21 protein-coding genes and 1 pseudogene are annotated in these 26,586 nt (G+C 39.6%); all 22 read right to left on the reverse strand.

All coding sequences use genetic code 11. From position 1 onward, the window contains the following. Positions 1-5 precede the first annotated feature (5 nt). The 22 genes and pseudogenes from ESP02_RS02730 to guaC all read right to left on the reverse strand — a co-directional run bounded on the left by ESP02_RS02730 (position 6) and on the right by guaC (position 26,544). Positions 6-2,279 (reverse strand): annotated as a pseudogene (locus ESP02_RS02730) (DNA internalization-related competence protein ComEC/Rec2). Next, a complete protein-coding gene (locus tag ESP02_RS02735) occupies positions 2,272-2,811 on the reverse strand; it encodes a ComE operon protein 2 (RefSeq protein WP_002292191.1) in 540 nt (179 codons plus the stop codon). The pseudogene ESP02_RS02730 and the gene ESP02_RS02735 overlap by 8 nt, the downstream one beginning before the upstream one ends. 181 nt (positions 2,812-2,992) lie before the next feature. Beyond that, the gene (locus ESP02_RS02740) at positions 2,993-3,670 is read right to left on the reverse strand and encodes a helix-hairpin-helix domain-containing protein (protein WP_002374479.1); all 678 of its coding nucleotides are present in this window, start codon (positions 3,668-3,670) and stop codon (positions 2,993-2,995) included. A gap of 329 nt (positions 3,671-3,999) precedes the next feature. Beyond that, positions 4,000-5,043 (reverse strand): SepM family pheromone-processing serine protease, encoded by a 1,044-nt coding sequence (locus ESP02_RS02745; protein ID WP_002374474.1) that lies wholly within the window; start codon positions 5,041-5,043, stop codon positions 4,000-4,002. Beyond that, positions 5,033-5,524, reverse strand: coding sequence for a pantetheine-phosphate adenylyltransferase (coaD, locus tag ESP02_RS02750; protein WP_002374472.1), 492 nt, complete (start codon positions 5,522-5,524; stop codon positions 5,033-5,035). The genes ESP02_RS02745 and coaD overlap by 11 nt, the downstream gene beginning before the upstream one ends. Beyond that, positions 5,521-6,081 carry a 16S rRNA (guanine(966)-N(2))-methyltransferase RsmD gene (rsmD, locus tag ESP02_RS02755; RefSeq protein WP_002374470.1) on the reverse strand — a complete coding sequence of 187 codons (561 nt, stop codon included), beginning with the start codon at positions 6,079-6,081 and terminating at the stop codon, positions 5,521-5,523. The genes coaD and rsmD overlap by 4 nt, the downstream gene beginning before the upstream one ends. Before the next feature lie 130 nt (positions 6,082-6,211). Then, positions 6,212-6,550, reverse strand: coding sequence for a YlbG family protein (locus ESP02_RS02760; protein ID WP_002292197.1), 339 nt, complete (start codon positions 6,548-6,550; stop codon positions 6,212-6,214). Further along, positions 6,540-6,980 carry a YlbF family regulator gene (locus tag ESP02_RS02765; RefSeq protein WP_025478496.1) on the reverse strand — a complete coding sequence of 147 codons (441 nt, stop codon included), beginning with the start codon at positions 6,978-6,980 and terminating at the stop codon, positions 6,540-6,542. The genes ESP02_RS02760 and ESP02_RS02765 overlap by 11 nt, the downstream gene beginning before the upstream one ends. After that, positions 6,961-8,085 carry a CAP-associated domain-containing protein gene (locus ESP02_RS02770; protein ID WP_002374460.1) on the reverse strand — a complete coding sequence of 375 codons (1,125 nt, stop codon included), beginning with the start codon at positions 8,083-8,085 and terminating at the stop codon, positions 6,961-6,963. Before ESP02_RS02770 ends, ESP02_RS02765 begins: the two co-directional genes overlap by 20 nt. A 20-nt stretch (positions 8,086-8,105) precedes the next feature. Continuing rightward, positions 8,106-11,534, reverse strand: coding sequence for a pyruvate carboxylase (locus tag ESP02_RS02775; RefSeq protein ID WP_002374458.1), 3,429 nt, complete (start codon positions 11,532-11,534; stop codon positions 8,106-8,108). A 25-nt stretch (positions 11,535-11,559) separates the two neighbouring features. After that, complete coding sequence (locus ESP02_RS02780; RefSeq protein WP_025478495.1) at positions 11,560-12,723, reverse strand: FtsW/RodA/SpoVE family cell cycle protein; 1,164 nt, start codon at positions 12,721-12,723, stop codon at positions 11,560-11,562. A gap of 2 nt (positions 12,724-12,725) precedes the next feature. Next, on the reverse strand, positions 12,726-13,028 hold the full coding sequence (locus ESP02_RS02785) for a YlaN family protein (protein ID WP_002292202.1): 303 nt from the start codon (positions 13,026-13,028) through the stop codon (positions 12,726-12,728). Positions 13,029-13,140: 112 nt separating this feature from the next. After that, positions 13,141-14,913 carry a DNA helicase RecQ gene (gene recQ, locus ESP02_RS02790; RefSeq protein WP_033795751.1) on the reverse strand — a complete coding sequence of 591 codons (1,773 nt, stop codon included), beginning with the start codon at positions 14,911-14,913 and terminating at the stop codon, positions 13,141-13,143. A 258-nt stretch (positions 14,914-15,171) separates the two neighbouring features. Further along, complete coding sequence (gene typA / locus ESP02_RS02795) at positions 15,172-17,001, reverse strand: translational GTPase TypA (protein ID WP_002288735.1); 1,830 nt, start codon at positions 16,999-17,001, stop codon at positions 15,172-15,174. Between the two features lie 166 nt (positions 17,002-17,167). Further along, positions 17,168-17,935 carry an inositol monophosphatase family protein gene (locus ESP02_RS02800; RefSeq protein ID WP_002374452.1) on the reverse strand — a complete coding sequence of 256 codons (768 nt, stop codon included), beginning with the start codon at positions 17,933-17,935 and terminating at the stop codon, positions 17,168-17,170. A gap of 19 nt (positions 17,936-17,954) precedes the next feature. Further along, a complete protein-coding gene (locus tag ESP02_RS02805) occupies positions 17,955-18,215 on the reverse strand; it encodes a UPF0223 family protein (RefSeq protein ID WP_137675956.1) in 261 nt (86 codons plus the stop codon). Positions 18,216-18,375: 160 nt separating this feature from the next. After that, complete coding sequence (gene lpdA / locus ESP02_RS02810; protein WP_002374450.1) at positions 18,376-19,782, reverse strand: dihydrolipoyl dehydrogenase; 1,407 nt, start codon at positions 19,780-19,782, stop codon at positions 18,376-18,378. A 7-nt stretch (positions 19,783-19,789) separates the two neighbouring features. Further along, positions 19,790-21,433, reverse strand: coding sequence for a dihydrolipoyllysine-residue acetyltransferase (locus ESP02_RS02815; RefSeq protein WP_038398857.1), 1,644 nt, complete (start codon positions 21,431-21,433; stop codon positions 19,790-19,792). Positions 21,434-21,457: 24 nt separating this feature from the next. Beyond that, positions 21,458-22,435 carry an alpha-ketoacid dehydrogenase subunit beta gene (locus ESP02_RS02820; RefSeq protein WP_002292208.1) on the reverse strand — a complete coding sequence of 326 codons (978 nt, stop codon included), beginning with the start codon at positions 22,433-22,435 and terminating at the stop codon, positions 21,458-21,460. 2 nt (positions 22,436-22,437) lie between these two features. After that, a complete protein-coding gene (pdhA, locus tag ESP02_RS02825) occupies positions 22,438-23,547 on the reverse strand; it encodes a pyruvate dehydrogenase (acetyl-transferring) E1 component subunit alpha (protein WP_002292209.1) in 1,110 nt (369 codons plus the stop codon). A 460-nt stretch (positions 23,548-24,007) separates the two neighbouring features. Further along, complete coding sequence (locus ESP02_RS02835; RefSeq protein ID WP_025478493.1) at positions 24,008-25,432, reverse strand: PLP-dependent aminotransferase family protein; 1,425 nt, start codon at positions 25,430-25,432, stop codon at positions 24,008-24,010. Positions 25,433-25,566: 134 nt separating this feature from the next. Continuing rightward, positions 25,567-26,544: a GMP reductase gene (gene guaC, locus ESP02_RS02840; protein WP_002287992.1), complete on the reverse strand. Its 978-nt coding sequence runs from the start codon at positions 26,542-26,544 to the stop codon at positions 25,567-25,569. Positions 26,545-26,586 lie beyond the last annotated feature (42 nt).

The following is a 26,586-nucleotide window of genomic DNA, read 5'->3' on the forward strand; positions in this document are numbered from 1 at the left end:
AATTACTAGTCTATCATTATTTCCACTAGACCATGAGGATGAAAAACTGGATGCCAGCGATAGGTGATCATTCCTTGCTGATCAGTTCGCCATGTTCTTATCTGATTTTCTTCTAGTGCCTCCAATACTTCGCTGTGAGGGTGACCATAACGATTATTTACTCCGCAGGATATAATTCCATGTTTCGCTTCAATACGGGAAAGAAAATCCGTATTACTTGATGTGCGGCTACCATGGTGACCTAATTTGACTACGTCGGCTTTCAAATTAGGATAAATAGAAAGCAGCTGTTCTTCCATCGCTTGATTCAAATCGCCTAAAAACAAAAAACGTTGATTATTATAGTCCAGCCATAAACCAACCGAATCTTCATTTCTTCCTTCTCCCTTTTCAAAAGGGGTCAATACATAAAGATCATAATAGCCTTTGATCCTGTCGCCATGTTTGACTTCAATGATTTTAGTGCCATTTTTTTGAGCTTCTGTTAAATGCCTTCGCAACGGCTCATTTCGTCCAGCACCCCAGCCAATATAAATTTTTTTGATGGTGAAATGCTGAGATAATGTGGACAATTCTCCCACATGATCCGTATCGTCGTGTGTCAAGATGAGTTTATCGATCACACTTATTCCCTGTCCTTTTAGATATGGAACGATATTCCTTTCAGCAGGAGGTCGTACGATACCTTGCGCCCACTTTTCCCTTTCAAAGTGCAACTTACCACCCGTATCAATCAAAATCGTTTCCTTTCGAAAAGGACTTTGCAAAAAGATACTGTCTCCTTGGCCAACATCGATAAAAGCGATCGTTGAAGAAAAACGTAAAAATGTCAAAGTCAATAGCAGCAAAGAAAACAGACCAACATAAAACAAGAGTTTCATCGGCTGCTCGTTCAATCTATCCATACAAATCAGCAATCCGAAAATATATACCCCTGATAGCACAAGAGGTAGACGCCCTATAACAAGAGGCGATCCTGAAAACAAATCGATTATTCGTTCAAACAAGATCAGTCCCTCTTCTATCAGCAAAATCAAGGTTCTCGGCAACCAGCGATTGAAAAGCGTGAGAAAGAACGCACTAGGAAGAAAAAGAAACTTGAATACCGGTGCAATCAGTAATGTAAAAAGACTGCCTAAAAGAGGCCACTAATAAAAATGCCATACAATCAATGGCATCGCGATCATGGTAAATAGGACATGAGAAGCCATTTTTTTCATCCAATCTCCATCAAAAGAAATCAGGATAAACAAAAAACTCATGAAAAAACTAAGCTGCCCGCCCGCATGAAAAAGAAAACGAGGATCAAATAGCAAAAGAAGCCAAAAGACAACTGCAAATAAGTCCATAGAGGAGTAACGTTTATTCAATAATTTGACTAGCAACCGCAATAAAAACAACAGACTAGCACGCAAGACAGAAATAGAACTGCCTGCAAGAGAAACATAACAGATAGTTAGCAGACTCAACGGAATGATGCTGACGTGCAGTGGCCATCCGATACGTCGAAACAAATAATACAGCCACCCTAAATAAAATTGGATGTGTAATCCCGATAGGCTGAATAGATGTAGCAAACCACTCGCCCTAAAAATTTCTTCTGATTCTCTGAAGCCTGAATCTTTATAACCCCATAATAAAGAATTGATATATACACTTGTTTTTTGCGGAAATTCAGATTGGACAAAAGAAATAAGAGCGCCTCTTTTTCTCTGGAGCCAATTTCGCCAATGATTTTGTATGGTAATTTTTTCGACCCTTTGAATTTGGAATCGACCAGAGATTCTATGGTTCCTGAAGTAAGCTTCTTGGTCAAAAGTATAAGGATTTCGCTTTTTTTCGGGAGAAATAAACTCGCCTTCAGCTGTCAATTCTATCCCCTTCCCTCGGAACCCAAGCCAAGTTTTCAACTCTGCTTCGGTGTTTACTTGATAAGAAAGCTGTATCTTCTGTTTACTCTCTGACAACCTTCCTTCCATTGTCAAAAAACTGCCATTTGCACGAATCGTATCTGTAGATAAAGTCACTTGCGCAGATGTTTCTTTTTCCTCTAAAAATGAATATTCTTGTAGCTTATAAGAAACGGATACCATTATGCTACCCACAATACAGAAGTACGCGATAAAACGTCCTTCTTTTAGCGAAAACCACAAAAAAATTCCGGCAAGAAACAAACGATAAATCCAATTGTCCGTATCATACAACAAACAAATAATCATCGACGTAACTGCCGGAAAAATCAACCGATTTCGAACATGCCTTTCTAAAACGCTAGACATGTTTTCCTGTTAATTCATTTTGAAGTTTTGAAAAATGCTGCGAGTCTAAAGCAACTTGGTGTACAGATACGCCTAATTGTTCAATCAACGCTTGAGCATACGGATCATTTCGATAGTCATGGAGATAATTGATCCCTTTAACACCAGCTTGCAGCAAAGCTTTTGTACAAGCTAAACATGGAAAATGTGTGACATAGATTTCCGAACCTTCCGTCGGGATACCGAGTTTCGCGCACTGTAGCAGCGCGTTCATCTCTGCATGGATCGTTCGCAAACAGTGTCCATCTACAACATAGCAGCCTTCATCTATGCAGTGGACATCTCCACTGACTGCTCCATTATAGCCACCAGCAATGATTCGTTTTTCCCTCACGAGTGTCGCTCCTACTTCTAAACGTGTACACGTACTGCGTAAAGATAACAATACTGCCTGAGCCATAAAGTACTGGTCCCAGGGAATGCGTTTGTTTTGAGTCTTATCAGTAATTTTTTCTTTGTTCGTATCGCATGGTTTTGAAGATTTTTCTAACATGGTTTACATTCCTCCGTTTTTTCAAGTTGGTCAAAAAAGCACTCCATTGCTTAAACAAACTATTCTTTAAATATACCGAATCATCATGTCTGACAAAAGAACATATCCTTCACTGCCGAAATGAAGTCCGTCATCCATTAGCCTCCATTTTATTGCTCTTTTCAGTTGATTCTGAATCATTCTATTTAATTGTAACGAAGTTTTTTAGTTTTTCAACTGTCTTTTCACCGATACCAGAGATCTCCTGCAAGTCTTCCACTTTCTGGAATGATCCGTTTTCTTCTCTAAATCGAATGATTTCTTGCGCCTTGACTGATCCGATCCCAGGAATCTGCTGGAGTTCTGAGGGACTGGCTGTATTGATATTTATTTTTGAAGGCTCGGAATCTGCTGTAGATTGTTTTCCTTCGGGGGATACCAACTGATCAAGATGTTCTGGCAGCTCTTCACCTACAGCAGGGATATATAGGACTTGCTGATCTTCTATCTTCGCAGAAAAGTTGATTCGATCGCTATCCGCTTCTTCTAATAATCCTCCTGCGCGCTTTAGTACATCATAGACCCGTTCTTCTGAAGAAAACGAATAGATACCAGGCTCCTTCACACTTCCTTTGATATCGGTGTACATAAACTTTGGACGAACGTCCTCTTCTACAGTGTTTCCTTCAGGCAATTGATTTTCTTCACTGGAACTAAATGGAGAAAGCATTTCTTTTGCAGCGATTTCTTCTGGTTCTCTATGAAATAACAGATTTGACAATAAAAAACCACTGGCTATACAAAAGATAAGAACTACCGTAGACATACAAATAATCAACCTAGGGGAGGTGAGTATTTTCTTGCTGATTTTTTCTATCATTATTCCTTTTTACAGAGAATGATCAGTAAAAATCATTCATTACTCCTTTCATTTGAAATCGAAGAAACAGTGTGCTCTGGCAAAATCGTCCCTTCAACATCTAATTACGTCAATTTTTTCTTTTTTTTTAGCAGAAAGATATTTTGACGAAAAAAAGGATTGTGACAGAAAATATGTCACAATCCCTTATTCAAAATAAATAGTATTCAATTAGCTCAAAAGCTTGCATCTGCGGTAAATAAATCCAAACAAAAGAGGAGAAGCTGTTTTTGCGTAGCTATTCTTATTACTTGATACAGAGCAGCTTTTTCACAATTTTTTTAGTTGGTTCATTTCATTTTCTCTAGATAGTCAAGCGCATCTTGTACTGTTTTTACTGGTACGATTTTCATGGAGGAATTCAATTTTTTGGCAGCGGCTTTTGCTTCTTCATAGTTGGTTTTTATTTCAGGATATTCTTTCTTAACATCGTCTGAGATCGTATCATCTGGTGCAAAGAAAATATCTACACCGGCTTTATCCGCGCTTGCTACTTTTTTATCTATTCCTCCGATTCGACCGACTTCTCCTTCGCTGTTGATCGTTCCAGTTCCGGCAATTTGCTTACCATGTCGCAAATTTTTACCAGTGACTTGTTCATAGATCTCTAAAGTGAACATCAATCCCGCTGACGGCCCACCAATAGAGCCAGAATTAATGCGAACGTCTGTATCTGATTCGATCTCTGTATGATCAGTAAGTGTGATGCCTATTCCTGCCTTTTTATCTGTTGGCAACTCGATCAGATCACCAGATGCTGTTTTTTCTTCACCATTATGCAAATAACTGATTTCAATTGTTTGTCCAACTTTTTGACTTTTTACATAATCCATAAATGCTTCTGTACTTTGAAAGCTTTTGCCGTCTACTTTTGTTACTGTATCTCCTACTGAAAGCTTGCCAAAGAAGTTCGATGTTTTCTCTACGCTCATGACATATACGCCTTTGAATTCCATTTTATAAGGCTTGCCTGCAAGTTTCAACGCTTGTTCGATTGCTGCGTTTTGGGAAGAATCCATATAATATTGTTGCATTTGATTATATTCTTCATTTGTTGCCCCACCAGTCAATTCTTCTTTACTAATCAATTCTTCAAAGGGGGCTAGTTTAGCCTTTAGCGCCAAAAATCCGGTAGCTTGCCTGATACCGACGGATGTAAGGGAGAAAGAGCCAGAACCTTTGTCTTCTTTGTCATTGACTGTAATTAATTCTTTCAGATCAATCGTTGCTCCTGGTGATTCCACATAATATGGCAGAGGAACTACTACAAATCCGATGATCAACATTCCAAATATGATAATCAGTACTGTTTTCAACCATTGTTTAGCTTTCATTTGATTCACGCTTTCCAGCTAAAGCTTCGTTGATAACTGGCGGTAAATAACTGCTCACGTCTCCACCAAAGTGCAGTACTTCTTTTAAAATACTGGAACTGACATGGCTATATTCTGGTTTTGCCAATAAGAACACCGTTTCCAATTCCTCGTTTAGATGATGGTTCATCTGAGCGATTTCTCGTTCATATTCGAAGTCTTTGATACTCCGTATTCCTCTGACCAAGGCATCCGCGCCGATTTCTTTTGCCGTTTCCACTGTCAATTGATTTTCCTGATGTATGACTTTTACATTAGGAAGATGTGCCACAGCTTTTGCGATCAATGTCATTCTTTCTTCTGGAGGAAACAAACTTTTCTTTGAAGTATTGATAAAAACACCAATTACCACCTCATCGAATAATTTAGCCGCACGCTCCACTGTATCTAAGTGTCCTTTTGTAAAAGGATCAAAACTTCCTGGGAATAATGCACGTTTCATTGATTTCCCTCTTTTCTATAGATAGTCACAGCTGTTATGCCATAAATCTGTTTTCTTATTTGATGAAATCCAGCCACAGATTCTGGCAATTCGACTGTTTTATCCGTTTCGCATACGATAACTGCGGTTTTAGAAAAAAGTCCCAGTTCTTCCATTTTATGGATTTGATCAATGATTTTTTGTTTTGCATACGGCGGATCAAGAAACAAGTAATCGAATTGTTGTTTCTCTGCTGCTAGCCGTTCGATTGCTTTGTCCGCATCAAGTTTTATTGTGGTAAACTTCTCTGGTTCTTTCGTAATCTCGATGTTTTCTTTGATGATTTTTAGCGCTTGGTAATTTTTGTCTACGCATACTGCATGACTACAGCCTCTGGATACGGCTTCGATAGCTAGACCGCCGCTTCCTGCAAACAGATCCAATACTGTCTCTCCATCAAAATATGGTCCAATCATATTGAATATGGATTCTTTTACTTTATCTGTAGTTGGTCTGGTGTTCGCCCCTGCTAAACTTTTTAAGCGGCGTCCGCCATAATTTCCTGATATTATCCGCATCTACTCACTCCTTAGAAATGGTACTGGTACTAGTATACCAAAAAAAAGACAAAAAAATACTTGGACAATGATCAATTTTTGATAGTTGTCCAAGTTATTTTTTTATTAAAAAACTGCTCATAAGAGATTTTTAAAGATGTTCAGCTAATCGGATTTCTGTATTCAGCTCTTCGATTTCGAAACCTTCTTCTTTTAATACCGTTTTATTACCTATCTTATCAGCAAAATTCATTTCGATATCTGGTCGGTAAGAACGTTCTACGTTTCGAACAAAATGTAATTTACGGATTCGTTCTTCTGTCTCTTCAAATGTCTCTTCATTCAAGTAAAGAACGACATATTTCATTCTTCTTGAGACATAATGCAACAAGCCGAACTTTTTTAGATTCTTTAATTGTTTTAAGCTGTAGACCCATACGATCAGCCCGCGTCGTTTTATTATTTCAAATTCACTATTGTCAACTTGCATGACAATTCCCTCCGCATCCAAAGTGTTTTTTCGTTTCAAAGAACGGACTACCTGCATCTACCTTGATTTCATTAGAAACTTCTTCGGCAAGCGCTTGGACAATTTGATCCAACAGACTTTGTAACTGTGTTTCACTATACCTAAAAGCTGCGACATGCTCATTCAGATCAAGCTGTCTTTTTGCTTTTCGAAGAGCACGTTTTTTTTCACGGTAATCAGGTGCATATTCACCGTATGCCGCTACATTTTCAAACGCCTTTTTCTGCGACAGGAACGCTTCTTTTAATTGGCAGACTTCTGCAGATTCTTTCATTGATTGTTTATGTTTGAAATAAGAAGCCATCGTTTTACTCTTTTTTATCATTTCAGCGACTCGGAGGCATTGATCCTCCAGTTGAAACAGCTCTTCGTTAACGATCACTGCTATCACTACTTTCTCCGTTTTCTTCTTGCAATAAGACTAACATATTTTCTTTAGAAAAAGCAATGCCTAATGAATCCGTTCCCGGATCCATAAAGCGGTCATGATTATATGGATCGCTGTACCAATATAAAAACGAAAAAGTAGCGTCGATTGCTGGATGAATAAACAGTCCACTAGTATTTTCTAATTTCTGTTTACTGATTAACTTCTCCAATTCATCATTCGTCAAGGAGAATTTCGTTGTCGTTTGTCCACTGCCTAGCGATTTTTGCCAATCAGCCATACGTTCGTCTGACAAGATTTCTTCAGGCTTTGTCAAGAAATCATGTAGCAGCAGCCGACTGTGGTTTTGAAAGGCAAGTGTTTGGTTGTATATAGGAAGTTCGTCTTCTCTTCTAAGCATGTTTAGTAAAGTCGTACTTTTTCGTTCTTTGCCGCGATTGATCGATTCCCAGTCAGCCGATTTATCTGCTTCATAATGTGGGAGACCTTCACCAAACACTTGATACGGTAAAAGTTTCAAAAGACTATCTTTATCTAAATATACAACTGAAAACAGACCGTTAGTTGTTTGATCAAAAAACAAAATAGCAAAAGTGTCATTATCAAAAGCAATCAGTGGACGATAATTCATATCCTCTTCCATCAGTTCGATTCCAACTTCTGTGTCATGATACTCAAAAGTGAAATTAGTATAGATAGTCGTGAGCTTTGTTAGGTCCTGCATCGTCATCCCTAAATAAAACGGCGTGATATCAGCAGGTCCTGTTTGCAGTACTTTAACAGTTGCGACCATGCTATCTTGGACATTCACTTCAAACGTGAGATGACTGGCTTTGTTTTCATAATATCTTGTTTCAAAACCAAACCCACTAGTTAATCGATCATAGGATTGTCCAAAATCTTTTTCTAGCTGTTCGATCGGTTTTCCAATATAAGTAGAAAAACCAGTTGCTTTAAGCTCCTGGTATTTCCACGTTGTCATTTGATTTGAGATTTGTTGATCAGAGTTTTCCTTCACTTCAAGTTTTGGCGGGAACAAGACTGGTTCCATATAGAATGCCGCAATAACTAATAGCAGAATCAGCCAAAACAAACCCAGTCTTTTCATGTTTCCCCACCTTTCACTTATTATTTTTCAGTCACTTCAATCAAAAGGTCGCCAGATGAAATCGTGTCGCCTGAAGATACATATACATGTGCGACTTCTCCGTCAAAACGTGCTTCGATGGCTGTTTCCATTTTCATTGCTTCAGTAATCATCAACGTATCGCCTTTTTTGACGTTATCCCCTTTTTTCACTAATACATCAAGCACAGAACCAGACATCGTTGCTCCGATTTGTTCTCGGTTTGTTGGTTCAGCTTTCAATCGAGTTTGGACCGCACTGATGATTGAATTATCTTTGATAGTGATTTCACGTCTTTGCCCATTCAAATTGAAGAACAGTACGCGATTTCCTTCGATATCGGGTTCTCCGATTTCATCTAAACGGATGATCAGCGTTTTTCCACGTTCGATTTGTACATTGATCGTTTCACCTAAACGTATCCCTTGGAAGAATGTTGGTGTATCCAGTAATGTAACATCGCCAAATTGATTATACGCTTTTTGATAGTCCAAAAAGACTTGCGGATACATCAAATAACTTAATACTTCGTCTTGTTTTGGTTCATAGCCGATTTTTTCTGCCAATTCTTTTTTCACTTCGTTGAAATCGACTGATTTCGCCAACAGACCTGGACGTTCACTCAACGCGGGTCTGCCCTTAAGAATGATCTTTTGCAGTTTTTCAGGAAATCCGCCGACTGGTTGTCCTAGTTCTCCTTGGAAGAAAGTTACTACAGATTCAGGGAAACTTAATGTTTCGCCTTTTTCATAGATGTCTTCTTCTGTGAGATCATTTTGGACCATGAATAGCGCCATATCTCCTACGACTTTAGATGATGGAGTTACTTTCACGATATCGCCAAACATCAAATTGACAGTATGGTACATTTGTTTGATTTCATCCCAGCGATGGCCTAGTCCGACAGCTTTTGCCTGCTGTTGCAGATTTGAATACTGTCCTCCCGGCATCTCATGCATATATACTTCTGTTTCAGGAGCATTCAAGCCATTTTCAAATGGTTTGTAATACATACGCACATCTTCCCAATAATGGTTCAATTTCTGTGCATTTTCAATTGTGATTTCTGGCAGCCGTGGGCCATTGACCAGCGCATAATACAAGCTGCTCATGCTAGGCTGACTCGTGTTCCCACTCATTGCACTCATTGCTACGTCAACGATGTCTACTCCTGCTTTTGAAGCAGCGGAATAAGTGATAATCCCGTTTCCACTAGTATCATGAGTATGCAGATGGATTGGCAGATCCGTCGTTTCTTTCAATTCACTAATCAAACGATAAGCTGCTTGCGGTTTAAGTAATCCAGCCATATCCTTGATTGCAATGATATGCGCACCCAGTTGCTCTAGTTCTTTTGCCATGTCTTTATAATACTGAACATTGTATTTTGCTCGGCTTGGATCGTTGATATCGCCAGTATAGCAGATAGCTGCCTCTGCGATTTTACCAGTATCCCGTACAGCTTGGATACTTTTTTCCATTTGAGGAGTCCAGTTCAAACTATCAAAAATTCGGAAAACATCAATCCCTTGTGCTGCTGCTTCTTTGACAAATTCCACCAATACATTGTCAGGATAATTAGAATACCCAACGGCATTTGAACCTCTGAAAAGCATTTGCAGCAAGGTATTAGGCATTAAAGAACGGATTTTTCTCAATCGTTGCCAAGGATCTTCATTCAAAAAGCGGTAAGCCACATCAAATGTCGCTCCCCCCCACATCTCACTTGAAAAGAGTTCAGGAAGACCTTCTCCCGTTAAGCGTGCAATCTGCTTGAAATCCTTTGTCCGAACACGAGTTGCTAGCAAACTTTGATGAGCGTCTCTAAATGTCGTATCCGTCAACAATAAATTTTCCTGTCCTTTGATCCATTCGACCAAAGCATCGGCACCCTTCGCATCTAATACGTTCTTAGCCGTTACGTAATCAGTTCTTGTGAGTAGATCTTTAGGCATACGTGGTTCTTCATAAAATGGTTTTTCGCCACTTTCGATACCTGGAAAACCATTCACAGTAATTTCACCGATATATTTCATCGTTTTATTTCCGCGGTCTCGTAGTCGAGGAAATTCAAATAATGTTGCTGTACTATCGATAAAAGTTGTTTTTGCATTTCCTGATTGGAATTCAGGATGTGTGATGACATTTAGCATAAATGGAATATTTGTTTTTACTCCACGGATCCTGAATTCTTTCAAGCAACGTTCCATTTTCTGAATGGCTGTTTCAAAAGTAGCACCATGCGTACATACTTTTACTAACAATGAATCAAAATACGGCGTCACCACATAGCCAGCGTAAGCATTCCCTACATCCAGACGTACGCCAAAACCGCCAGGTGAACGATACGTATCGATTTTTCCTGTGTCTGGTAAAAAGTTATTCAACGGGTCTTCCGTAGTGATTCGGCATTGAATAGCTGACCCATTCAATTTGATTCCTTCTTGCTGAGGCAATCCGATTTCTTTATGCAAATCTAACCCTTGGGCAATCAATAGTTGCGTTGTCACGATATCAATATCTGTAATCATTTCTGTGATCGTATGTTCCACTTGGACGCGAGGATTGACTTCGATAAAGTAAAAATCATCTCCTTCAACAAGAAATTCTACCGTACCCGCATTGACATACCCAACATGTTTCATCAATTGGACAGCTGCCTGACAAATTTTTTGACGTTGCTGTTCGTTCATAGAGACACAAGGCGCTACTTCTACTACTTTTTGGTGGCGACGCTGAACAGAACAGTCTCTTTCGAAAAGATGGATGACGTTTCCATGTGTGTCACCAAGAATCTGTACTTCGATATGCTTAGGATTGGCGATGTATTTTTCAACATACACTTCATCGCTACCAAAGGCAGCTTTTGCTTCGCTTTTTGCACGTTCGTAACCTTCTCTTGCACTCTTTTCATCATGAGCCACACGCATTCCGCGACCTCCGCCGCCTAGAGCTGCCTTGATCATAATCGGATAACCGAATCGTTCAGCAAATTCCAATGCATCGTCTACAGAAGCGATGGGACCATCTGTGCCTGGAATCGAAGCAATTCCTGCTTCGATGGCTGCAGCTTTTGCTTTGATTTTATCTCCAAAAATATCTAAATGATGCAGTTTGGGTCCAACAAAAGTGATGCCCTCTTCCTCGCACCGTTGCGCAAAATTCAAGTTTTCCGATAAAAGACCATAACCAGGATGAATGGCATCAGCTCCGCATTCTTTCGCGATAGAAATGATCCCTTCAATATCTAGATACGCATCAATCGGTTTTTTCCCTTGTCCTACTAAATATGCTTCATCCGCTTTAAAACGGTGTACGGAATATTCATCTTCTTCTGCATAGATTCCAACAGTTTTAATTCCTAATTCTGTACAAGCACGAAATACACGTACAGCGATTTCACCCCTGTTAGCAACTAAAACTTTTTTCATCGAACCACTCCTACATCTTTTTTTATTATAAACCTAAGCTCTTGCGTTTTTCATCCGCACTAATATTGAGGACAAAGCCGACACAGATCGAAAGCATCAGCAAACTGGATCCTCCTTGACTTAAGAATGGGAACGTGATCCCTGTCAAAGGAATGACACCAGTGATTCCTCCTAGATTGACAAACACTTGGATCAAAAACATTGCGCCGATCCCAATGCACAAAAGCGAATTGAACGGATCTCTTGAACGAATCCCTACAAGAATAATGCGCACGATCATAAAGAATAGCAACGCTAATATCAAAATCCCCATAATCACTCCGAGCTCTTCCACTACGATTGCATAGATAAAATCGGTTTGTGCTTCTTGTAAAAATCCCTTTTTCTGAATACTGTTACCTAATCCTCTGCCAAATAACCCGCCATTGAACATGGCATAGTAGCCATTAACTAATTGATGGCCTTTATTTAATTCATCCGAGAAAGGATTTTGGTAAATAGCAAAGCGATTATAGATATACTGTAAACGCCCAGGCAAGATTTTTCCGTTTGTAATATTGATTAGCCAAATCGTAAAAGTACTTAAACAAAAACCACCTACTCCTACAATCAAAGTATACACATAATTGACTCCGCTGGCTAAAAGCAGAACCAAAATAATCAAAAAGATAACTGCCGCATTCCCAAAATCGGGAAGGATAGCGACCAAAGCAGTCAGTCCGATAACCATTGCAAGTGGACGTTTTACAGTCCCTAGGAAATCTTTTTGTACACTGTTTTGTCTTTTAGATAAAGTCAGAGACAGATACCAGATAGAAATGATTTTTAGGTATTCGGCAGGTTGGATCGAAAATCCTGCAATTTGAAGCCATCCTTTTGCTCCATTGATCTCCTTACCGAAAAACACAACGACTAGCAGCAAAATCGTCAAAACTGCGATGGCTGCCATAATCAAACGCTGGTTTTTCAAAACATCTGTTTTCATTTTGTAGAGTAGTGCGATAGCAATCAAGCTGAGCACCCAAAAAATACTTTGGTTAATGACTGATGCGGACGGATTTTGTCCGTTTTCTAATAATAGATACGACGTAGAACTATATACCATGATCAACCCCAAAACACATAAAATCAAATAGGGAATCAAGATACTATAGTCTAATAGATGCCTTTTTTTTACTTTCTTAGGCAAGTCTATTCCTCCTTGCCAACTTCTTTTTTATCATAATTTTCTTGGTAAACCTCACTGTATAACTGATTCAATTCTCGTTCCAGCTCACTTAACATCAGCTGTCCCTCGTTTTTTTCGATTACTCCTATACGAACAGCAAACCCGACTTGCTGGGAGAAACCGTACATCTGTGTATCTACCACTTCTTCGAAGGCTTTGCATTGCGAGATACAGAGACTGTTATTTTGGTTTCGGATTAATCGTTTGATCCGTTCTGCTTCATCATTTAATACTTGGATCGCAAGTTTTTTCGACAAAGAATCCATCTGTGCTTACCTCCCGTTCTAATTCCTTAATTATAACATATTTGATTTTCATAGGGATCAAAAAAACAGATTTAACCAGTTGTTTTTATTCGTTTTTACGTAATGGTCCTTCTTACTTATCCAGAACGTTAGGATCCATATTTTTTATCCGAGATAAAAAGGCTTCTCCGTATTTATCAAGCTTGCTTTGACCAACTCCCTTTATCTGAAGCATCTCCAGTCTGCTTGATGGACGTATTCGGCTCATTTCTTTCAAGGTGGAATCTGAAAATACAACATACGGGGGAACGCCTGCTTCTGATGCTAGATCCGTTCGAAGTTCCCGCAACACTTCAAATAGTGTATCGGTCTCTTCATCCGACAGCTGCTGGACTTTCTTGGGTTCCTTTCGATAAACAGCTTCTTGTCCTTTTAATACTTGGATCCCTCTTTCTGTTACTTTCAAGATGGGATATTCTCCATTAACGGTCAGAAGATAGCCATTCGATATCAAATATTCAATCAATTGCATCGTTTCTTTTTGCGATTGGTTTTTCATCAGTCCATAGGTAGATAAACGTTCAAACCCTAAGGCTCGCAGCTTTTGTTCTTTCGATCCTGCTAAGACTTTCATTAGCATCTGCTTGCCGTAATTCTCCCCCATACGTTTCAAACAAGAAAGGACCATCTGTGCTTGTGTCGTTACTTCTACTATTTCTCTGTCATCTAAACAGTTACCACAACGATTGCACGGACTGCTTGTCTCGCCAAAATAGTTTAGGATGTATTGCTGAAGACAGGATTCTATATACGCGTATTCTGTCATCGCTTTTAATTTTTCATATTCTTTTTGCTTTTGCTCCTCTTCTCTTTGAGACTGTTGGATAAAAAACTTTTGGACCTGAATATCTTGAGGAGCGAAAAGCAGAATGGCTTCACTGGAAAGACCATCTCTTCCCGCACGACCAGCTTCCTGATAGTATGCTTCTAGAGAGCCAGGAATTTGATAATGGATAACAAAACGGACATTGCTTTTATTTATGCCCATGCCGAATGCATTGGTCGCTACGATTAGCTGTAAGCGATCGTATAAAAAGGCCTCTTGCATTGCCGTTCGTTCATTCTCATTTAGGCCACCATGATATCTGCCTATAGAAAATCCAAATTTTTTAAGCAAATGATAGATTCGGTCTACTTCTTTTCTCGTCGCTGCATAAATAATACCCGATTGATTTTTGTTGATTTTCAAATACTCGACTAGATACTGTTCTTTTTTTTGGTCTTTCACTACTTGAAAGCGGAGATTTTCCCGTTCAAAACCAGTCTGGATGTGATTGCCGTCAGGGATTTTTAAAAGTCTTTTTATGTCAGCAGCTACTTGTATAGTTGCTGTAGCCGTCAGAGCAACAATGACAGGTCGATTTGCCAGTTGATCTAGCTGGTTCGCCATTTGTAAATAACTTGGACGGAAATCATGCCCCCACTGAGAGATACAATGCGCCTCGTCAATGGCAATCATACAGACGTTCCATCGATTCATCGCTTGAATGAAATCCGGCATGATAAAACGTTCTGGAGCAATATAAAGTAAACGATACTGCTGCCTATCGATTTCTTGGAAGCGCCTAGCTGTTTCGTAACCATCTAACGAGCTATTGATAAAAGTGGCGGGTATACCTAATTGATTCGCTGCATCCACCTGATCCTTCATCAGAGAGATCAAAGGGGATACAACCACAGTAAGCCCATCTAATAGTAAGGATGGAAGCTGGTAACAGATTGATTTCCCACTTCCGGTAGACATGATCCCTAATACATTTTCCTGATCAATGACTTTCTGGATAATTTCTTTTTGACCAGGTCTAAACTCATTATAACCAAAGTATTGTTTTAATAAGTCGTTCATCTTCCCGCTCCTTTCCCTTGCCATTTTACTTCGGTTTTCACCGAAGGACAAGTTGGCCCTCTCGTGAAACATACGTGCAATATGAAACAAAATCAGACTATAATTAAGTTCTTTAAAAGTCTTTTAAATGTCTTTTGGCGTATTTTCTGAATTTATGTCCATTGACAAAGATGACTTCTCCACAGAAATGAGTTGGACAAAAAAAGAAACCAGCTATTTTTTATAACAAGCTGGTTTCTCTCTTCATCCTTTTACAGATTATTTTTTCTTTTTAGATGCTTTTTCACGAGCATTTTTCTCTAAAATTTGTTTTCTCAAGCGAATGCTTTCTGGTGTTACTTCGCAATATTCATCATCATTCAAGAATTCCAAAGATTCTTCCAACGTCAATTGTTTTGGTTTTTTGATGACAGATGTTTGGTCTTTAGTAGCAGACCGTACGTTTGTCATTTGTTTTGCTTTTGTGATGTTGACAGTCAAATCATTATCACGGCTGTTTTCTCCGATAATCATTCCTTCATATACTTCCGTACCTGGTTCTACGAAGACTGTACCGCGTTCTTCGATACTCATGATAGAATAGGTCGTTGCTTTTCCTGTATCGATCGAAACCAGCGCACCTTGGTGACGTCCACCGATTTGACCAGGAAGCATTGGCAAATATTGATCAAAAGTATGGTTCATGATTCCGTAACCGCGTGTCATTGAAAGGAATTCAGTTGAATAACCGATCAAACCGCGAGCAGGTGTCAAGAATGTCAAACGGATTTGTCCGTTTCCTGTATGGACCATATCTTGCATTTCACCTTTACGTAAGCTCAAGGATTCGATGACACTACCCATGTATTCTTCTGGTGTATCGATTTGCACGCGTTCAAACGGTTCGCATTTTACACCGTCGATTTCTTTTTCAATAACTTCTGGACGAGATACTTGCAATTCATATCCCTCACGGCGCATGTTTTCAATCAAGATAGACAAATGCAATTCTCCACGACCAGAAACTGTCCATGCATCTGGAGAGTTTGTTGGTTCAACTCGTAAAGATACATCTGTTTGAAGTTCTGCCATCAAACGTTCTTCAATTTTACGAGCAGTTACGAATTTACCTTCTCGACCGGCAAATGGTGAATTATTAACTAAGAAAGTCATTTGCAATGTTGGTTCGTCAATGTGAAGGATAGGTAACGCATCTTGATGATCCACAGGAGTAACTGTTTCACCGACAAAGATGTCTTCCATACCTGAGACAGCAATCAAGTCTCCAGCTTTTGCTTCTTGAATCTCTAGACGTTTTAGTCCAAAGAAACCAAATAATTTCGTTACACGGAATTTCTTAACTGTTCCGTCTAATTTAATTAACGCTACTTGGTCGCCTACTTTGATTGTTCCTCTAAATACACGTCCGATTCCGATACGACCTACATAATCGTTGTAGTCAAGTAATGAAACTTGGAATTGTAATGGTTCGTCGCTATTATCGACAGGAGCAGGAATTTTTTCAATGATCGTGTCAAAAATAGGTGCCATTGTTGGTTCTTGATCTGCTGGGTCATCTGATAAGCTTGACGTACCATTCAGTGCAGACGCATAAATCACAGGAAAGTCTAACTGATCATCATCTGCTCCCAATTCGATGAATAGTTCAAGAACTTCATCTACGACATGCTCAGGACGAGCAGAAGGTTTGTCAATCTTGTTTACGACAACGATTGGTGTGATATGTTGTTCCAATGCTTTTTTCAATACAAAACGTGTTTGAGGCATTGTTCCTTCATACGCATCTACGACCAACACAACACCGTCAACCATTTTCATGATTCGTTCTACTTCGCCACCGAAGTCCGCGTGTCCTGGAGTATCCATGATGTTTACGCGAATTCCTTTATAGTCTACAGCTGTGTTTTTGGCTAAAATCGTGATACCACGTTCTTTTTCTAGCGCATTTGAGTCCATCGCACGTTCTTGCAATTGCGTATGTGCGTCTAATGTATCTGATTGTTTTAATAGTTCATCAACTAATGTTGTTTTTCCGTGGTCAACGTGGGCAATAATTGCGACGTTACGGATATCGTTTCTATAATTCAATGTAACTAACTCCTTTTTTATTGGTTCTTTATGACAGGGCAAATTTTACTCGACTGCTAATTATAGCAGACTTTTTTCATGAAATATAGTAAAATGTTTTCATTTTTTCGAGAAAATTAATCTTTTGCCCGTTTTTATCATTTTTGTGAATGATTTCTACCTTTTTTCAGCCTTCTTTTTTCAAAAGGTCTGCGATTTCTGCATATGCACAAGGAGTCCCTGCTAAATAGTATTCCCTTTTGTCAAATGTCAAAGGAGTGCCAAAAAGACCGCTTGTCACCATACCAAACTCTTCCAATAAAACATTTCCCGCTGCATAATCCCAAGGGCTGAGGTTCGAAATGTAAGCAATATGGTTTCCTTTCAAGATTGCGGCTAGTTCAAGCCCTGCACACCCGTACATACGTGTTCCCATGCTGCTTTCCGCAATCTCTCGGATTCCATATTTATTATGACCGAAAAGATAGCTATTCACACCAAGTAAGCCTTCTGATAAAGATTTATTTGTTGGTCTAGGCATTGGTTTGTCATTTTTATAGACACCTATTCCTTTTCCACCCCAAAAAAGCTCATTTTTCATGACGTCATAAATGAAACCAAGTTTTCCAACGCCGGATTCATAAACAGCAAGCATGATACAAAAATTTTCCCCTTCAATCACGAAATTCAATGTGCCATCAATAGGATCGATGATAAAGACTCTTCCATCGAGATCCGATAGTTGATTACACCCTTCTTCTTCTGCCAATATTTTTGCCTCTGGATCAAAGGAATGGATTTTTTCGATTAGAAAATTCTGGATGTTTCGGTCGACATTTGTCACTAGATCCGTTCGATTTGATTTTTGCGAGATCGTTAATGTTTGTTGAGAAGATTTGATTTTCTCACCAGCTTCTTCTAGCCAGGATTTGATATGATCAATCATCTGTTCCATTTATCTCACCCGTTCATTCTCAAAGTTTTGTTTGGATTTTTTTTGCTTGCTGCACTGTACGATATAAGGAGTACCCGGAAGCTTTTTCAAATTCCCGTCCCAATCGTTTTTCTTCTCCGATGGATTTGACAACTGTTTTGAACTGCTGATAGGTCTTCAAAAAAGCTTCATTATTTATCCCTTTTTCGTTCGCACGTTCCAGATCTTCCCACATCTTCATTACAATGACCATTTCATCTGTTGTCCAGTCTAAATCAAGTGGATACTGATATTCTTGCATCTTCAACTCTCCTATTTCATATTCTTCTTTAGTGTAGCATAGGAGACGGTAATAAACCAAGAAGTTGTCGTATTATTAAGTTTACATAATTAAATTATTGATAACAAAAAAGAAAAAACGCAACCGATCTCTCAGCTGCGTTTCGCCTGTATTATTCAAATCAAATATGGATTGGCAAGCCTAATGCTAATTCAGAAGCATCCATGACGATTTCGCCAAGAGATGGATGCGGATGAATCGTCAAGGCGATATCTTCAGCATTCATTCCTGATTCGATTGCTAAAGCTAATTCAGAAACCATATCGCTTGCACCGACTCCCCCGAGCTGTGCACCAATCAGCACGTTATCTTCGATCGTCGTAACTAGACGGATGAATCCTTCTGTTTTACCAAGCGATAATGCCCGACCGTTCCCTGAAAATGGGAATTTGTATGCTTTTGCTTCGATACCAGCATCTTTTGCTTCTTTGATCGTCATACCTACAGAAGCCAATTCAGGATCAGTGAAGGCTACTGCCGGCATTGCTTTATAATCTACAGCTACTTTTTTGCCAGAGATTGCTTCAGCAGCGATTTTTGCTTCATAACTGGCTTTGTGTGCTAATGCCGCCCCCGGTACGATATCACCGATGGCATAGATGTTAGGTACGTTCGTACGTCCTTGTTTATCTACCGTGATCAATCCTCGTTCTCCTACTTCGACACCCGCTTGTTCTAAGCCCATATCATCTGTATTCGGACGACGACCTACAGTGACCATCACATAATCAGCAGTAACAGATTCTTCTTTTCCGTCCACTGCATATTTCACTGTCACGCTGTCACCGTTATCGACTGCTTCTTTCGCCATTGCATTCGTTACGACTGTTACGCCTTTTTTCTTGAAATCATCTTCTACTAATTTTACTAGATCTTTTTCGTAAGTTGGTAAAATTTGTGGTGAGCCTTCAAGAATCGTTACTTCTGCTCCTAAGTTTGCGTACGCTCCGCCCAATTCGGCACCAATCACACCGCCACCGATGATCACAAATTTCTTAGGTACTTCTTTTAATGCTAATCCGCCAGTAGAATCTAACACACGTCCTCCGAATTTAAATCCTGGAATCTCGATTGGACGGGAACCTGTTGCGATGATTGCGTTATTGAACGAATAAGTTTGAGCTGAATCTGGATGGATGACGCGTAGTGTGTGATCATCTACGAAGAACGCTTCTCCTTCGATTGTTTCAACCTTATGTTTTTTTAATAGGAAACCAACTCCAGAAGTCAACGTATGGACAACTTTGTTTTCTTTCCATTCTTGTGTTTTCGCAAAATCTAGTTTGACGTTTTCACTAGTTACTCCAAACATTTCAGAATCTAGTGACTCTTGATAATGGTGTCCTGCAGCTATCAGTGCTTTTGAAGGAATACAGCCGACATTCAAACAAACACCGCCAATATACTCTCTTTCAATGATTGCTACTTTTTGTCCCATTTCAGCAGCGCGGATGGCAGCTACATAGCCACCAGGTCCCGCACCGATTACAACTGTATCTAATTCTACAGCAAAATCTCCAACTACCATTTGTTTATCATCCTTCCATCATTAATAGCTCTGGATCAGCTAAAAGACGTTTGATATTATTCATTGCTTGTTGCGCAGTTGCTCCATCTACGATACGGTGATCGAAACTTAATGACAGTTTCATCACACGACCGACAACGATTTCGCCTTCAGCATTTACGATTGGTTGTTGTGCAATCGTTCCTACACCTAAAATAGCTACTTCTGGATAGTTGATGACTGGTGTAAACCAACCGCCACCTACAGATCCGATATTGCTGATCGTAATCGTTCCATTGCGCATATCTTCTGCAGATAGTTTGCCGTCATGAGCTAATTTTGCTTTCTCATTGATTTCGTCTGCAATAGCAAACATTCCTTTGCGGTCTGCATCTTTCACATTTGGTACATATAGTCCGTGATCCGTATCAGTTGCAATACCGATATTGTAGTAATGTTTATAAACGATTTCTTGGTTTGCATCGTCGATAGATGCATTCAATACTGGGTATTTCTTAACAGTCGCTGTTAAAGCTTTCACGACATATGGCAAGAAAGTAAGTTTCGTACCATTTGCAGCAGCAACTTCTTTAAATCGTTTCCGATTATCCCATAGTTTAGACACTTCTACTTCATCATGCAATGTCACGTGTGGAGCTGTATGCTTACTGTTGACCATTGCTTTAGCAATAGCTTTACGTGTTGGTGTCATTGCTACACGTTCTTCCAAGTCTCCTAAGTTGGACTTGAATGGTTTTGCTGGTGCAGCTGGTTTGCTTTCTGCTGCAGGAGCTGCTTCTTTCGGTGCTGCCGCTTCTGGCGCTTCTGATTTCGCTGGTGCACTGCTTGGACCACCTGCCAAGAAGTTTTCGATGTCTTCTTTTGTTACTCTGCCACCTTTTCCAGTTGCAGTTACTTGTGAGATATCTACATCTTTTTCGCGGGCAAATTGACGAACAGATGGCATAGCCAATACACGTTTATTTGGATCGGCAGCTTCAACGACACTTGCTGAACCTGATGTTTCCACTTTTTCTTTTGGTGCTTCAGCTGATGGCGCACTAGTTGATGGTGCGCCATTGTGTCCAGGAGCATCGATTTCTACTAACACGTCCCCAACATTTGCTACTGTGCCTTCTGGGACAATTACGTTTTTAACTGTCCCGGTTACGGGTGACGGGATTTCTTCTACTGATTTGTCGTTTTGAACTTCTAATAATGTATCATCTTCATTGATTGTATCTCCTGGTTTGACGAACCATTTGACGATTTCACCTTCTGCAATTCCTTCACCGATATCCGGTAACTTGAATTGGAAGACTCCTTCGCTTGACGATCCAGCTGATCCTGTATCAACAGTTGGTTCAGCAGCCGGGTTAGCTGGAGTTTGGGATTCTGCGGCTACACCACTGTCCCCTTCATTGCCTTCGTGTCCTGGTGCATCGATTTCTACCAATACATCCCCAACATTTGCTACTGTACCTTCTGGAACAATGACATTTTTAACCGTTCCTGTTACAGGTGAGGGGATTTCTTCTACTGATTTGTCGTTTTGAACTTCTAATAATGTATCATCTTCATTAATCGTATCTCCTGGTTTGACGAACCATTTGACGATTTCACCTTCTGCAATTCCTTCACCGATATCCGGCAATTTAAATTGATAAGCCATGACTTTGTTTCGTCCCTTCTTTTCTTAAAATTCCGCGATTTCTTTTACTTTGTCTTCGATATCTTTTGCGTTTGGTAACCAAACATTTTCTGCTTGTCCAAACGGGAAGACTGTATCAGGTGCAGAAACTCGTCCGATTGGGGCTTCTAATGAAAGGATAGCGCGTTCTGAGATCTCAGAAACTACTTGCGCAGCAACACCCGCTTGTCGTTGCGCTTCTTGGACAACGACTACGCGACCTGTTTTTTCCACGGATTGAATGATTGTTTCTACATCTAATGGCGCAACTGTACGAAGATCAATGATTTCAACAGAGATATTTTCTTTTGCAAGATTGTCTGCTGCTTTGATTGCTTCACGCACCATTGCCCCGTATGTGATAACAGATACATCTGTTCCTTCACGAGTAACTGCTGCTTTGTCCAAAGGAACTTCGTAAGCTTCATCCGGCACTTCTTCTCGGAATGAGCGATATAGTTTCATGTGTTCTAGGAAAACAACTGGATCGTTACTTCTAATAGAAGAAATCAATAGTCCTTTTGCATCGTAAGGATTTGATGGAATCACTACTCGAATACCAGGAGACTGGGCAATCAAACCTTCTAAATTATCTGAATGCAGTTCTGGTGTATGAACACCGCCACCAAATGGTGAACGAATCGTGATGGGTAGATTTCTAGTACCGCTCATTCGATATCTTGTACGAGCCATTTGAGCTACTACTTCATCCATTGCTTCGAAAATAAAACCAAAGAATTGGATTTCAGGAACTGGACGAAATCCTTCCAACGCAAGCCCGAAACTCAACCCTGCGATTCCAGATTCAGCTAAAGGAGTATCGAATACTCGGTCTTCTCCGAATTTTTCCTGCAATCCTTCAGTTGCCCGGAAAACTCCTCCGTTTTTCCCAACATCTTCACCAAAAACAACGACATTCTCGTCATTTTCTAGTTCAAGTGCTAAGGCATCGGTGATTGCTTGGATCATTGTTTTTTGTGCCATGATTATTTCGACTCCTTCGCTTCATAAATTGCAATTTGTTCTTTGATTGATTGTGGAGATACTTCGAACATGTTTTTCAAGAAATCTGAAACCTTTTGTTTTGGAACTTTGTCGGCTTCTGCGATAGCTGCTTTGATTTCTTCTTTAGTTGCTTCAATCACTTGTTCTTCTTTTTCTTCAGACCACAGTCCTTTTTCCGTCAGATATTTACGGAAGCGGATCAATGGATCTTTTTTCTGCCATTCGTCATCTGTGTCTTTTGTACGGTAGCGGGTTGGATCGTCCCCAGATAGTGTATGTGGTCCATAACGATAAGTCAGTGTTTCGATTAGGACTGGTCCATTTCCACTGATCGCCCATTCCCGTGCCATTTTAGATACAGTATATACTGCAAGCGGATCCATTCCATCGACTTGAATACCTGGAATCCCAGCTGCGACAGCTTTTTGTGCAAGTGTTTTTGCTGCGGTTTGTTTTTCACGAGGTGTAGAGATCGCATACCCGTTGTTTTGGATATAAAATACAGCATTTGCATGGTAAGCGCCAGCGAAATTGATTGCTTCGTAAAAATCACCTTGTGATGAACCGCCATCACCAGTATAAGTGAAGACGACATTTTTCTTGTTGCGTTTCTTCAAACCTAATGCAACACCGGCTGCTTGTACATATTGTGCACCGATGATGATTTGTGGTGGTAGAGCTTTCAATTCTTCCGGATAAGAATTACCTGCAGCATGTCCTCTGGACCATAAAAATGCTTGTGATAAAGGTAAACCATGTTTTACTAGTTGAGGGACATCACGATAACCTGGAAGAAGAACATCTTCTTTATCAAATGCATACGCACTGGCCAGCTGACTTGCCTCTTGTCCGGCAGTTGGTGCAAAAAAGCCTAGGCGTCCTTGGCGGTTCAGCGCTGTTGAACGTTGGTCTAATACACGAGACCATACCATGTGAGTCATTAATTCAACGAGTTCGTCATCGGATAAATCAGGTACTAAATCTTTGTTAACTACGTTTCCATCTTGATCAAGTGCTTGATATACTGGGAAATCTGCATTGACTTCATCTAGCAGTGCTTGGAAGTCGATCGGTGCTTTTTTGTTTGCCATTTGTCACACATTCCTCTCTCATCTATAAGAAAATCTCTTCATTCTGCGATTGAAACAGCGAATAAAACTGTATCACTATTTAACCGTCTTCATTAATAAATTATCATGGATTTATGAGAAATACAAGCTAAAAGCACAAATTTTCACGATGAAAGGAAATTATGTCAATCCGCATATTAACAGCTTTAGTGAATATAATCACAATAAGGAAAGCGTTTTATATTTAGACTGTGTTTTTTCTATTTTCTAATCAAACTTACAACGAGCTGTTTCTATTTATAAACGCTGGTGTTATACAGTTTTGCTGCAACTATTTATTTTCTTAAGATATCGTGAACGGTTGTACAAAGAGTGTTTTTTTCCCTAATACTTTGTCTCGTCTTCTTTTTACGAAAAAAAAGAAACAGCCGGAAATTTAAATCCCAGCTGTTATATTCTTTAATCTTTTTACTTTGTGAAATTATTCTGTTAACCACTGTTCTAAAATTTTCATCTTTGAATAAAACAACGATATGTTGGCTTCATCTAGACGACTGTAATTGATTCTGATTCCATTTATATCTTGCCCAAATAGTAGACTTGGTGCGATTCCTAGACCCATATCTACTACTTTTTCTGCTAGTTTGAGGTCCAGCTTTTTTCCATCCCAAGTGATCCAAGCATAATAACCACCTAAAATCGAATGAAGCTTGAAAAACGATTGAGACTCCGCCCAAATACTTATCAGTTGGCTTTTTTCTTTCAATTTTTTTCTTACATCCAACATTTTCAAATCAATTGCTTCATCAAATACATTAGCTGCCGTGATTTGTGTAAGGATGTTCATCGAAAACTCCATCATTTCTTGCGCTTTAGCTAGTTGCGAGATAAAGGCGTCCGGTCCGATCAGCCAACCGATTTTCGTTGTTTTTCCTAAAATCCTAGATAACGAACCGACATATAATACATTATCCGGATCAATCGTTCGTATAGGAAGAACTTCATCTTGCTTTAGAAATGAAAGGTCCGTAAATACATCGTCTTCAATAATTGGAAGCCGATACTGCCGACACAATTCTACTAGCTTTTCTCGCCGCTTTTGACTCATCACTTTTCCTGTAGGGTTTTGAAAATTCGGGTTGATAAGCACTGCTTTCAATTTATTTTTATGGATCGATTCTTTCAGTTTTTCTAAGTCGATCCCTTCTTCATCCATCGGTATACCAAATAAACGCGTTCCTGAAGCTTTGAAAAGAGGTAATCGGTAAAAAAAAGAAGGTGACTCTACAGCTATCCCCTCTCCAGCAGAAAGAATCGTTTGTAAGATCAAAAAGATTGCTTGCTGGCCACCACCAGTCACCAGAAGCTGGTTTAGGGAAAACGTCAGTTCAAATTTACTTTCCAAATACCGTTTGATTTTGTTACGTAACGGAGTATAGCCTAAAAGATCCATCTCTTTTTCTTCCGCTAAGATTTCTTCAAGAGAATAAGAAGGAAACTCAAAATTCGGCAAAAGCTCATCTGGCATCTCACTCGCAAATAAATCAAGGAACAATGTTTTTTGGCTCTGCTTTGCTTCTTTTATTTTTTGCTCATACCAATCCGTCTGTTCATAGCGAGGTGAGATCATTTGCCGCCAATCGATTCTTGGAACGGCGAATTTCCCCCATTCAGTCTGATTGACGAACCAACCGCTACCACGTTTACTTGTTAATACGCCAAGCTCTCTAAGTTCTTCCAATGCATGAACAACGGTGGAACGATTTACACCAAAATATTGCCCTAGTTTTCGTTCCGATTCAAGTTGATCTCCAGGATTGATTCTTCCACTTTCGATTTCTCTCATAATCTGTTCCATGATTTGACGATAAACCGGTCCTTGTTTTTTCTCTACTTTTTCCCACATAGTCCTCTCTTTTCTGTTGTCCATTCTTTCTATTGATTTTACCGAATTTACGAGAAAAAAGAAAAGCTTTTTTTGCAAAACATAAAAAACGGAAGGTTCTGTTATGAACCTTCCGCTGATATTTTACTCATTATTTAGATCGTATCTCCGTTAAAAATCGAATTTTTCACGATGACATAATCAACTTTCCGAATGGCTTCCAGATCTCTTCCTCCAGCATACGAAATAGATGATTGAAGGTCTTGTTGCATTTCCACTAGTGTATCTTTCAAAGATCCTTTGTGTTGGATCCAGATTTTCTTTCCTTCAACATTTCGTTTTTCACCTTTTTGGAATTCTGAAGCAGAACCAAAGTATTCTTTATATACAATTCCGTTTTCGACTTTTGTTTCGCCAGGAGATTCCTCGTGACCGGCAAACAATGAGCCAATCATAACCATTGTCGCTCCAAAACGGACAGATTTTGCAATATCGCCATGTGTTCTGATCCCACCGTCAGCGATGATCGGCTTGCGAGCTGCTTTCGCACACCATCTAAGAGCTGCCAGTTGCCAGCCTCCAGTTCCAAAGCCTGTCTTGATTTTTGTAATACATACTTTTCCTGGACCAATCCCGACTTTTGTTGCATCTGCGCCCGCATTTTCCAATTCACGGACGGCTTCCGGTGTACCAACATTACCGGCAATCACAAAAGTTTCAGGCAAATATTTTTTAATATGCTGAATCATATCAATAACTGAGTTAGCATGTCCATGCGCGATGTCGATAGTGATATAATCAGGATTTAGCGATTCTTCTGCCAACTTCTCTATAAAGGAATATTCCTCTTTCTTGACGCCAACACTGATCGAGGTAATCAATCCACGCTTTTTCATTTTTTTGATAAACGGAATTCGAGCTGCTTCATCAAACCGATGCATGATATAGAAATAACCATTTTCCGCTAAGAATTCTGCAATCGTTTCATCAATAATCGTCTGCATGTTGGCAGGCACTACTGGCATTTTGAATGTATGTTTACCTAATGTGACCGTTGTATCACATTCAGAACGGCTATTTACGATACATTTATTAGGAATTAATTGAATATCTTCGTAATCAAATACTTTCATTACATTATCCTCCTGATGTTCACATCCAGCAAAACACGAACA

It is taken from the genome of Enterococcus sp. NBRC 3427 (genome assembly GCF_007996925.1).
In the GTDB taxonomy this organism is placed as follows: domain Bacteria; phylum Bacillota; class Bacilli; order Lactobacillales; family Enterococcaceae; genus Enterococcus_B; species Enterococcus_B lactis.

Bases quoted from the DNA above. Each gene is read 5' to 3' on its own strand.
- ESP02_RS02735 (WP_002292191.1), bottom strand. From the start codon at position 2,811: ATGTTAGAAAAATCTTCAAAACCATGCGATACGAACAAAGAAAAAATT.
- ESP02_RS02740 (WP_002374479.1), bottom strand. From the start codon at position 3,670: ATGATAGAAAAAATCAGCAAGAAAATACTCACCTCCCCTAGGTTGATT.
- ESP02_RS02745 (WP_002374474.1), bottom strand. From the start codon at position 5,043: ATGAAAGCTAAACAATGGTTGAAAACAGTACTGATTATCATATTTGGA.
- coaD (WP_002374472.1), bottom strand. From the start codon at position 5,524: ATGAAACGTGCATTATTCCCAGGAAGTTTTGATCCTTTTACAAAAGGA.
- rsmD (WP_002374470.1), bottom strand. From the start codon at position 6,081: ATGCGGATAATATCAGGAAATTATGGCGGACGCCGCTTAAAAAGTTTA.
- ESP02_RS02760 (WP_002292197.1), bottom strand. From the start codon at position 6,550: ATGCAAGTTGACAATAGTGAATTTGAAATAATAAAACGACGCGGGCTG.
- ESP02_RS02770 (WP_002374460.1), bottom strand. From the start codon at position 8,085: ATGAAAAGACTGGGTTTGTTTTGGCTGATTCTGCTATTAGTTATTGCG.
- ESP02_RS02775 (WP_002374458.1), bottom strand. From the start codon at position 11,534: ATGAAAAAAGTTTTAGTTGCTAACAGGGGTGAAATCGCTGTACGTGTA.
- ESP02_RS02785 (WP_002292202.1), bottom strand. From the start codon at position 13,028: ATGGATTCTTTGTCGAAAAAACTTGCGATCCAAGTATTAAATGATGAA.
- recQ (WP_033795751.1), bottom strand. From the start codon at position 14,913: ATGAACGACTTATTAAAACAATACTTTGGTTATAATGAGTTTAGACCT.
- ESP02_RS02800 (WP_002374452.1), bottom strand. From the start codon at position 17,935: ATGGAACAGATGATTGATCATATCAAATCCTGGCTAGAAGAAGCTGGT.
- ESP02_RS02805 (WP_137675956.1), bottom strand. From the start codon at position 18,215: ATGCAAGAATATCAGTATCCACTTGATTTAGACTGGACAACAGATGAA.
- lpdA (WP_002374450.1), bottom strand. From the start codon at position 19,782: ATGGTAGTTGGAGATTTTGCTGTAGAATTAGATACAGTTGTAATCGGT.
- ESP02_RS02815 (WP_038398857.1), bottom strand. From the start codon at position 21,433: ATGGCTTATCAATTTAAATTGCCGGATATCGGTGAAGGAATTGCAGAA.
- ESP02_RS02820 (WP_002292208.1), bottom strand. From the start codon at position 22,435: ATGGCACAAAAAACAATGATCCAAGCAATCACCGATGCCTTAGCACTT.
- pdhA (WP_002292209.1), bottom strand. From the start codon at position 23,547: ATGGCAAACAAAAAAGCACCGATCGACTTCCAAGCACTGCTAGATGAA.
- ESP02_RS02835 (WP_025478493.1), bottom strand. From the start codon at position 25,432: ATGTGGGAAAAAGTAGAGAAAAAACAAGGACCGGTTTATCGTCAAATC.
- guaC (WP_002287992.1), bottom strand. From the start codon at position 26,544: ATGAAAGTATTTGATTACGAAGATATTCAATTAATTCCTAATAAATGT.